The 10,264-nt window shown below is 64.9% G+C and carries 8 protein-coding genes and 1 pseudogene; all 9 read left to right on the forward strand.

The genetic code is table 11. The features are described 5' to 3' along the window. Positions 1 to 367 precede the first annotated feature (367 nt). The 9 genes and pseudogenes from V0R62_RS26365 (at position 368) to V0R62_RS26405 (ending at position 10,179) form a co-directional block, all read left to right on the forward strand. On the forward strand, positions 368 to 2,011 hold the full coding sequence (locus tag V0R62_RS26365) for an acetolactate synthase large subunit (protein WP_028692242.1): 1,644 nt from the start codon (positions 368 to 370) through the stop codon (positions 2,009 to 2,011). Between the two features lie 278 nt (positions 2,012 to 2,289). After that, positions 2,290 to 2,601, forward strand: a pseudogene (locus tag V0R62_RS26370) (FAD-dependent oxidoreductase); the annotation flags it as partial. Between the two features lie 135 nt (positions 2,602 to 2,736). Next, on the forward strand, positions 2,737 to 3,633 hold the full coding sequence (locus V0R62_RS26375; protein WP_330105787.1) for a nitrilase family protein: 897 nt from the start codon (positions 2,737 to 2,739) through the stop codon (positions 3,631 to 3,633). Positions 3,634 to 3,663: 30 nt separating this feature from the next. Beyond that, entirely contained in the window at positions 3,664 to 4,794 is a 1,131-nt protein-coding gene (locus tag V0R62_RS26380; protein WP_330105790.1) for a hypothetical protein, read from the forward strand. After that, the gene (locus V0R62_RS26385; RefSeq protein WP_330105788.1) at positions 4,791 to 5,768 is read left to right on the forward strand and encodes an asparaginase; all 978 of its coding nucleotides are present in this window, start codon (positions 4,791 to 4,793) and stop codon (positions 5,766 to 5,768) included. The genes V0R62_RS26380 and V0R62_RS26385 overlap by 4 nt, the downstream gene beginning before the upstream one ends. 84 nt (positions 5,769 to 5,852) lie before the next feature. After that, on the forward strand, positions 5,853 to 6,407 hold the full coding sequence (locus V0R62_RS26390) for a UPF0149 family protein (protein ID WP_254465330.1): 555 nt from the start codon (positions 5,853 to 5,855) through the stop codon (positions 6,405 to 6,407). Positions 6,408 to 6,569: 162 nt separating this feature from the next. Continuing rightward, a complete protein-coding gene (locus V0R62_RS26395) occupies positions 6,570 to 7,199 on the forward strand; it encodes a glutathione S-transferase family protein (protein ID WP_028692248.1) in 630 nt (209 codons plus the stop codon). 18 nt (positions 7,200 to 7,217) lie between these two features. Further along, positions 7,218 to 9,233, forward strand: a complete 2,016-nt coding sequence (locus V0R62_RS26400) for an FAD-binding oxidoreductase (protein ID WP_330105789.1) — start codon at positions 7,218 to 7,220, stop codon at positions 9,231 to 9,233. A 46-nt stretch (positions 9,234 to 9,279) separates the two neighbouring features. Next, entirely contained in the window at positions 9,280 to 10,179 is a 900-nt protein-coding gene (locus V0R62_RS26405) for a LysR family transcriptional regulator (protein WP_330105791.1), read from the forward strand. The last annotated feature ends 85 nt before the right edge of the window (positions 10,180 to 10,264 follow it).

Below are 10,264 nucleotides of genomic sequence, written 5' to 3' on the forward strand. Positions count from 1 at the left end.
TCCCCCTGTAGGAGCGGCCTTGCCGAGGCGTCGGACCGGTCGGAAAGGGCTGCAAGGCAGCCCCGACAATCCTGAGACAGACCCAAGATCCTGGGGCCGCTACGCAGCCCATTCGCGGCACAAGGCCGCTCCTACACGGGATCCGTTTGCTGACGATCATGCAAATATCCTTTGCTCGTCGGCTACCTCACATCGCCTCGTCACAGGTGCGACAATATTGCCGTCACAATTACGTGACTTCCCCGTACCTACCCTGCGTCAAGGCTTAGGTTCGGGGCAATCCTGGCACCCGGACCGAGCGATGCCAGCGTACCGTGCTGCGCATTTCTGGACTTTCACCGTCCTATTACTTGAGGTTAGAAGCAAGATGGCCAAGGCCGCCGATGTCGTTGTGCAATGCCTGGAAAACGAAGGTGTCGAGTATGTGTTCGGCATTCCCGGTGAGGAAAACCTCGACCTGCTCGAGTCCCTGCGCAAGTCGAAGATCAAGCTGGTACTGACCCGCCACGAGCAATCCGCGGGCTTCATGGCCGCGACCTATGGCCGCCTGACCGGCAAGACCGGCGTCAGCCTGTCGACCCTCGGCCCTGGCGCGACCAACCTGGTGACCGCCAGCGCCTACGCCTACCTGGGCGGCATGCCGATGATGATGATCACCGGCCAGAAGCCGATCAAGAAGTCCAAGCAAGGCCGTTTCCAGATCATCGACGTGTGCGGCATGATGGACCCCATCACCAAGTACACCCACCAGTTCGCCTCGGCCGACAACATCCCTGCGCGCATGCGTGAAGCCTTCCGCCTGGCCGAAGAAGAGAAACCGGGCGCCGTGCACCTGGAACTGCCGGAAGACATCGCCGCCGAGCAGACCGATGCCCTGCCGATCCCGCGCAGCCTGCACCGTCGCCCGCTGGCCGAGCACGTGGCCATCGAAGCCGCCGTGCAGAAACTGCAGAACGCCCGCAACCCGATCCTGGTGATCGGCGCCGGCGCCAACCGCAAGATGACCGCCAAGGTCCTCAAGCAACTGATCGACAAGACCGGCATCCCGTTCATCACCACCCAGATGGGTAAAGGCGTGGTCGACGAGCGCCACCCGCGCTTCCTGGGCAACGCCGCGCTGTCCTCCGGTGACTTCGTGCACCGCGCCGTCGAAGCCGCCGACCTGATCGTCAACATCGGTCACGACGTGATCGAGAAACCGCCGTTCTTCATGGTCCGTGGTGGCACCGAAGTCATTCACGTCAGCTTCCGTTCGGCCGAGGTAGACGCCGTATACTTCCCGCAAGTGGAAGTGATCGGCGACATCGCCAACGCCGTGTGGCAGATCAGCGAAGCGCTGACCGACACCAGCCACTGGGACTTCACCCGCCTGATGGCCATCCGCGAAGCGAACGAAGCGCAGATCGCCGAAGGCGCCGACGACGACCGCTTCCCGGTCTACCCGCAGCGCATGGTCGCCGACATCCGTCGCGCCCTGCCGTCCGAAGGCATCGTCGCCCTGGACAACGGCATCTACAAGATCTGGTTCGCCCGCAACTACAAGGCCCACAAGCCCAACACCGTGCTGCTGGACAACGCCCTGGCGACCATGGGCGCCGGCCTGCCATCGGCCATGGCCTCGCACCTGGTGTACCCGGATCGCCCGGTCATCTCGGTATGCGGCGACGGTGGCTTCATGATGAACAGCCAGGAGCTGGAAACCGCGGTACGCCTGGGCATGCACATCACCGTGGTGATCCTGCGTGACGACGGCTACGGCATGATCCGCTGGAAGCAGGCCAACATGGGCTTCACCGATTTCGGCCTGGACTACGGCAACCCGGACTTCGTCAAATACGCCGAAGCCTACGGTGCCAATGGCCACCGCGTGGAAAGCGCCGAAGGTTTCCTGCCGCTGCTCGAGCACTGCATCAAGACTCCGGGCGTGCACGTGATCGACTGCCCGGTGGACTACAGCGAGAACGACCGCATCCTCAACAGCGAGCTGCGTGAGCGCGCGCTGGCGGTCTAAACGCTGACGACCCATCGCGGGACAAGCCCGCTCCTACACTATCCGTTCCCACAGCGCTAATACAGGCCCTGTGGGAGCGGGTGGCGTGGGAGCGGGCTTGCCCCGCGATAGCGTCAGTTCAGGCAACGACACACACAGCACCACCATACACATCTACCGATCCCCACCTCCCTGCTGTCGGCATGCTCAGGCTCTTCACCTACCCTGAGAACCCGAAACCATCACCATCAGATCAACGCAAAATCTCCTGCGCCCATGTCGTTGAGCCGCCCGTCGGCATCGATCTTGGAAACACCCGCATACAAAGATGGATGACAGACAGGAATGCACTTGGCTGTGCGAAATTGTACCGGGCGGGCACCTATTACGACGCGGTAAGCCTGATGAAGTACAACCGTGACCGGAGTGTCCATTCAGGGCTCTACCTCGCCGGGGAGTTTTTCTCTGTCGATGCCGGCTGGACCGAGCCGTGTCTGCGCACTGCCATCGACACCGTGATCAACCTCTGCAACAACACCGGCGCATGTTTCAAGGGGGGCTTTAGCCTCGAGCACTATCCGCATTATCAGCTGCCTCGGCAGGCGCTTTGAAACAACTTTGTAGGAGTGCTCCTCCACGTATTTTCGCAATCTCCCTCAGTTCCAGAGGACTCTGCTGACTGTCGTTCCACCTGCCATGCCCGTTCTACTGGCGGCCTTCCACAACAACCAGAACAGGAAGCCGCCATGCAGGAACACACCACTCCCGTCAGCCCCGTGCGCATTGCCGTCATCCAGTACGACCCGCAGGTCGGCCTGGACCATTGCGATGGCAACCTGAGCCGTGGCCTGGCCCTGGCCCGCCGCGCCGCGCGTGAAGGGGCGAACCTGATCGTGCTGCCGGAGCTGGCCAACACCGGCTACACCTTCAACTCCCGCGCCGAGGCCTATGCCCACGCCGAGACGCTGGAGGATGGACGATGCCTGCAGGCCTGGGCGGAGTTCGCCCGTGAGCAGCAGGTGTATCTAGCCGCAGGCTTCGCCGAGCGGGACGGCCTCAAACTCTACGACAGCGCCGTGCTGTTCGGCCCGCAGGGGCTGCTCGGGCATTACCGCAAGGCGCACCTGTGGAACCAGGAAAAGCTCTGGTTCACCCCCGGAGACCTGGGCTTCCCGGTGTTCGAAACGCCCATCGGCCGCATCGGCCTGCTGATCTGCTGGGACATCTGGTTCCCGGAGGTGCCACGGCTCATGGCCGTGCAGGGCGCCGACATCATCTGCAGCCTGAACAATTGGGTCTGGACACCGCCGCCGCTGTTCGACGAGGCCGGGCGCTGCATGGCCTCGTACCTGACGATGACCGCGGCCCACTCCAACAATGTCTATATCGCCGCCGCCAATCGCATCGGTCGCGAACGGGGCGGGCGTTTCCTCGGTTGTTCGCTGATTGCCGGTACCAACGGCTGGCCCATCGGCGAGGTGGCCAGTGCCGAGGAGGAATGCATCCTCTACGCCGACGTCGATCTTAGCGCCGCCCGCTCGGCGCCGATCTGGAACAGCCTCAACGACCTGCCGCGTGATCGGCGCACCGACCTCTACGACGCCACCCTGGGGTATCGGCTGCATGCGCCGATGCCACGTTGAGGAGGCGTCATGGAACAGCGTCTTTCCTTAATGTGGCAACGGTCGTCGTCGCTGATTCTCCTAGGCCTCGCGCTGCTTTGCGTTGCCAGCCTGATGTTGGGTGGATGGCCCGATTATGCGCAGCTCGTCGCAACCCTCGACCAGCCGCTGAGCAGGCTGCGTTGGATTGTCGGCGATATCAGCGAGGTCGCCTTCTACAAGCACGAGTTGCCGGCACTGGGGCTGCTGCTGGGGGCGAGCCTCGCGCATTGGGCTCAGCAGCGCGGGTATCGCTGGCAAGGCTTTGCCATCTGCTACGGCACTGGGCTGTGGCCCTGGCTGATCATCAGCTCGCTGCTCGGCCTGCTGCTCAGCCATGCGTTGTGGGGCTGGACGCTGGACGGTGGTGCCTGGCAGCCGACCTTCGTCGCCTTCGTCTCGCTGCCGGCGGCCATGGTCCTGCTGTTTGGCGGTGGTTGGCGCGTCGCGATCAATGGCGCGCTGCTCGGTGCCGTGTTGGTGACGCCGGCCAGCCTGCTGCTGGTCAACTACCTGTGCTACCCGCTGCAGTTGCCGGTGGTGATCGGCAATGTCAGTGGCATGGCCCTGGCCAGTGTGCTGGCGTTCCTGCTGTGCAAGCGCTGTCCGGTGCTGGTTCGCGATGGACAGCACCCAGTGGTCGCCGCGACGGCCAGCCATCCCGACTATGGTGTGGTCTGGACCCTGCGTCGGGTACTGGCCGATTTCAGCGAAGCGCCGTTCTTTGGTAATGAACTGGCCAGCCTCGGCTTGCTGCTGGGCGTATTGCTGGCTTATGCCTTGGCCCCGGCGGCACCGGCCTACGGATCGCAACTGGTGCTGCAGATGGTGGCCGGGCAGGCATTGGCATCGCTGGTTGGTGTGCTGTTCTGGCGGCGGCAATGGCAAGAACGGGGCTGGTATCCGACCTATATTCCCATCGTGTCGATCGTGCCCGCGGCAGTGCTGACACTGGGCGGCAGCTGGCAGGTGATCGTCGCCAGCGCAGTGCTCGGCGCGCTGATCGCGCCACCGCTTGCCATGGCCATCAGCCAGCGTCTGCCAGGCTACATGCACGGCTATATCGGCAATGTCCTGTCCATGGCCATCAGCACCCTGGGCATCGTGCCCCTGGTCGGCCTGCTTGCGGGGGGTAACTCATGACATCACCACGTGTATCGATCGCCAGCCTGGGCGGCACTGTCAGCATGCAATCCGGGGTGCCGGGGCAGGGTGTGACACCCCGGCTCGATTGCGCCGCGCTATTGGCGTCCCTGCCGCAACTGCAGGCACTGGCGCAGATCAGCACCGCCACGTTATGCCTGGTGCCGAGCGCCTCGCTGGCGTTCAGCGACATGCTGGATGCGTTGGCCTGGGCAAGCGCGCAAGTGCACGCGGGGGCCCAGGCCGTGGTCCTCACCCAAGGCACCGATACGCTGGAGGAGACCGCGTATTTCCTCGACCTGCTGTGGCCCCATGACACCCCGCTGATCCTGACCGGCGCCATGCGTTCGGCCAGCCAGCCGGGCGCGGATGGTCCGGCGAATCTGCTGGCGGCGGTGCAGGTGGCAATCGCCGATGGCAGCCGGGGGCGTGGCGTGCTGGTGGTGATCAACGACCAGATCCACCTGGCCGCGCGGGTGCGCAAGACTGCCAGCCTGGCGATGGCGGCCTTCGAGTCGCCCGGCGCTGGGGTGATAGGGGAGGTTGTGGAGGGCAGACCACTTTATCGCCAGGCTGCCACGCCACGGCGGGTGTTGCCCCTGCCGGCGCAGGTGGATCACCAGGTCGTCCTGCTGGAGGCCTGTCTCGATGCCGATACGAGGCTGCTGCAAGCGCTCGGAGGCCTGGGCTATTCAGGGCTGGTGGTTGCCGGATTTGGCGCTGGCCATGTCTCCGAGGTCTGGGCCGAGGCGTTGGGGAGCATCGCCGGCAACATGCCGGTGATTATCGCCACCCGCACTGGCAATGGCCCGACAGCCCTGGGGACCTACGGATTCATCGGCGGCGAGATCGACCTGCAGGACCGGGGCCTGCACATGGCCGGCTGGCTCTGCCCGCGCAAGTGCCGACTCTTGCTGTGGCTGCTGATCGGCACCGGGCGGCAGGCCGACCTGGCGCACTGGCTGCAGCAATAGTCCGATGCCCGTTCCCTTGATGGGAGCGGGCAGGCGTTGCCTGTGCTAGGGTGCACGCAAATTTCCACCCTAGGACACCCGCCCATGCTCCCCGCGCTCAGCGAAAAAGAACTCGACCGTCTCGAAGACCTGCTGATCACCTACGGCAACGACTATTCGGTGCTCAACCTCGCCGAGCTCAACGGTTTCTTCACCGCTCTGGCCAGCTCCCCTAGCAAGGTCAATCCCGAGCAATGGCTGCCCTCCGTCGCCGGCGGCAAGGTGCCGAAGTTCAAGAAGCCCGCCCATGAAGAGGCCTACACCGCGTTGATGCTGCGTTACGCCAGCCAGGTGGCGCAAGAGCTGGCCGACGACATTGAGCACTTCGAACCGCTGTTCGAGGAGAGCGAAGGCGAGGAAGGTCCGGCGATCATTCTCGAGGAGTGGTGCTTCGGCTACATGCGCGGTACCCAGGTGGCCGAGTGGAGTGAGCTGCCGCCGGAGCAGGATCGTCTGCTCAAGGCCATTTCCCTGCATGGGCTGGAAGACAACTTCGAGTTGCTCGACTCGATGAGCTTCGATGAGCTCCAGGCCTGTGTGCCGCTGGTGGTCGAGGCGGCGCGGGGGTTGTATCAGTACCAGAAGCAGCACCGTCATTGAGGTCGTAAGCGCGGGCGGGTGGGAGCGAGCTTGCCCCGTGATTGTGATTATTCCACCTGCCGAAATACTGGATTGCTCCCGGCACTGATTCTGCTGCCAGCCGATCCAGTGCAGCATGTCCTCCAGCAGCGCCACTCCCGGCGCTGATCCGGAGCCCCGCACATGCCAAGCCCGATCAAGCTGTACAACTTCCCCAAGTCTGGCCACGCCCACCGCATCGAGCTGATGCTGTCGCTGCTCGAACTGCCCACCGAGCTGGTCTTCGTCGACCTGGCCAAGGGCGAGCACAAGCAGCCAGAATTTCTCGCCATCAACCCCTTCGGCCAGGTGCCGGTGATCGATGACAACGGCATCGTCATCGCCGATTCCAACGCCATCCTGGTCTACCTGGCCAAGGCCTACGGCGGTGAGCGCTGGTTGCCTGCGGATCCGGTCGGTGCCGCCCGTGTGCAGCGCTGGTTGTCGGTCGCGGCGGGTCCCCTGGCCTTCGGCCCGGCAGCGGCACGTCTGGTGACGGTGTTCGGTGCCTCGTTCAACACCGATGAAGTCATCGGCCGTGCCCACACCCTGCTCAAGGTGATCGACGCCGAACTGGCCAAGGGCCCGTTCCTGGTCGGTGACCAGGCGACCATCGCCGATATCGCCAACTACTCGTACATCGCCCACGCGCCGGAAGGCAACGTGTCGCTGGAGCCGTACCCCAACGTGCGCGCCTGGCTGGCCCGTGTCGAGGCGCTGCCAGGCTTTGTGCCGATGCCACGTACGGTCATCGGTTTGCAGACCACCCTCTGAATCCCGAGGAATGCCGCCATGCAATCGCCCTGGCATGCAGGTGAAAAACAGCTGCAGGAGCACGTCGGTGTTGCAGAGCGCATGGAGGCGTTCGGGCAGAAGGTCATCCGTGACTTCATGCCCGACCAGCATCGCACGTTCTACCAGCAGCTGCCGTTCATGGTGGCCGGTGCCGTGGACGCCGCAGGCAAACCCTGGGCGACGCTGCTCGAAGGCCCGGAAGGCTTCGTCAGCTCGCCCGATCCACGGCAACTTTTGATCGGCGTCGATCTCGCCAGCGACGATCCGGCCACGCCCGGCCTGGTGGCGGGTGGCGCCATCGGCCTGCTGGGGATCGAGCTGCACACGCGGCGGCGCAATCGCCTCAATGGCCTGATCCGCAGGGCCAGCGCCGACCAGCTGGAGGTGGTGGTCGAGCAATCCTTCGGCAACTGCCCGCAGTACATCCAGCTGCGCGAGTACACCCGCGTCGACGAGCCGCCGCAGGAGCGCCGGGATTCAGCGGCGCTCGATGCCGCAACCCGCGCGATGATCGAAAGCGCCGACACCTTCTTTGTCGCCAGCTACGTCGATCAGGACGCTGGCCAGCGCTCGGTGGACGTGTCCCATCGCGGTGGCCGGCCTGGTTTCGTCAGGGTCGAGGGCAATCGCCTGACGATTCCTGACTACGCCGGCAACCTGCATTTCAATACCCTCGGCAATCTGCTGGTCAACCCGGTCGCTGGCCTGCTGTTCGTCGACTTCACCACGGGCGATGTGCTGCAGGTTTCCGGGCGTACCGAGGTCATGCTCGACAGCCCGCTGATCAGCGCCTTCGAAGGCGCCGAGCGGATCTGGACCCTGGACATCGAGCAGGTGGTGCTGCGCCGGGCTGCCGTGTCGCTGCGCTGGGCCTTCCAGGAATACGCACCCACCAGCCTGATGACCGGCACCTGGCGCGAAGCCGAGCAGCGCCTGCAACAGCGCGAACGGCAGCGCCAATGGCTGACTTGGCGGGTACTGCACATCGAGCAGGAGAGTCGCGATATCCGCTCGTTCCATCTGCAACCCGAGGATGGCGCCGCAGTGGCCTTCGCCCCTGGCCAGCATATTCCCGTGCGTTTGCGCATCGATGGGGAGGCGCCGCTGATCCGTACCTATAGCCTGTCCAGCGCGCCGTCCGATGGCTTCCTGCGCATCAGCGTCAAGGCGCAGGGGCCGGCGTCACGCTATCTGCACCAACAGGTGAAGGTCGGCGATCGGCTGGAGGTGCGCCAGCCCATGGGCAGCTTCACCCTGGATCAGCAGAGCGACCGGCCCCTTGTGCTGATCGGTGCGGGCGTCGGCATCACCCCGTTGATCGCCATGCTCCGCGAGCAGCTGGCGAAAGGGCGGGGGCGGCGCATCCACCTGTTCCATGGCGGGCGCACACTGGGCGACCTGCCGTTCCAGCAGGAGCTTGCTGCGCTCCAGCAAAACGCCAATGGCTTGCTGAGCATCCATCGTGCCCTGAGTCAGCCCGAGCCCTCGGCCGTGCCAGGGCATGACTACCAATTCGCCAGCCGCCTGAGCATCGAGCAGATCAAGGCCACGCTGGCATTGGACGACTACGACTTCTACCTCTGCGGCCCCGCCAGCTTCACCCAGGATCTGTACGAAGGCCTGCGCGGCGTGCATGTACCCGACGCCCGCATCCATGCCGAAGCCTTCGGCCCCTCGACCCTGCGCCGCCACACCGACGACAACCAGCCGACGCTGCAGCAGCCCCCACCCGCCAGCGAACCGGTGCCGGTGTACTTCGCCAGCTCCGCCAAGGAAGCGCGTTGGGCGCCGGACAGCGGCACGCTGCTGGAACTGGCGGAAAGCCGTGGCCTGTCGCCGGACTTCAGTTGCCGAGGAGGCTCCTGCGGTACCTGCAGGACCAAATTGGTCAGCGGCCAGGTCCACTACCCGAACCCGCCCGCGGAGTTGCCCGAGCCCGGCAGCGTGCTGATCTGCTGCGCCATTCCTGCCCAGGCCGAGGACGGCGTGCAGCCCCTGGTACTGGAGCTCTAGCGTGACCACGGCGATAATCGCCCCACGACAACGCGTGGGGCGCGGCATGGACCAGATCCACCTGATGAAAGTGTTCGTGGCCGTGGGCGAGCTGGAAAGCTTTGCCGCCGCCGCCCGCCGCCTGGCCATCTCGCCGGCGGCGGTGACCCGCGCCGTCAGCGCTCTGGAGGAACAGCTCGGGGTCAAGCTGCTGCTGCGCACCACCCGCAGCGTGCGCCTGACCGAGGCCGGCGGGCGCTACCTGGAGGACACCCGGCACATCCTCGCCAGCATCATCGAGGCCAACGAAGCCGCCGCCGGCATCAACGCTGCGCCCAAGGGCGACCTGGCTGTGACCGCGCCGATCCTGTTCGGCAAGAAGTTCGTCATGCCGTGCATCGTCCGTTACCTGCAGCAGTACCCCGAGGTGGATGTGTCGGCGTACTTTCTCGACCGCGTGGTGAACCTGGTGGAGGAGGGCATGGACGTGGCGGTGCGCATCGGCCAGTTGCCCGATTCGGGCCTCAAGGCGTTGCGCGTGGGCAGGATGCGCCGATTGCTGTGCGCCTCGCCCGAATACCTCGAACGCCACGGCACGCCGCGTCATCCCTCGGAATTGCAGAAGCACGAAGTGATCGCCGCCGGAACCCTGTCACCGCGCACGGACTGGCGCTTCGGTGCCATCGACGACCCGACGCTGATCCGCATGAAGCCGCGCCTGACCGTGACCAGCAACGACGCCGCCATCGCCGCGGCCAGTGCCGGGCTTGGGATTGCTCGGCTGCTGTCGTACCAGGTGGCGGATGAAGTGGCGGCCGGGCGCTTGCAGGTGATCCTGGCTGAATATGAGGAAGCGCCGTGGCCGATCCATATCCTGCATCGGGAGAGCAAATATGGCTCGACCAAGGTGCGGACCTTTATCGATATGTTGGCCGAGCATTTGCGTAGCCAGGTGCACTTGGCCTGATCCAGATAGCTGGGGCTGCTGCGCAGCCCTTTCGCGGCACAAGGCCGCTCCTACAGGAGAACGCGCATCTCTCTGTAGGCAGTCT

The organism is Pseudomonas carassii (genome assembly GCF_036324045.1).
GTDB classification, from domain to species: Bacteria; Pseudomonadota; Gammaproteobacteria; order Pseudomonadales; family Pseudomonadaceae; genus Aquipseudomonas; species Aquipseudomonas peradeniyensis.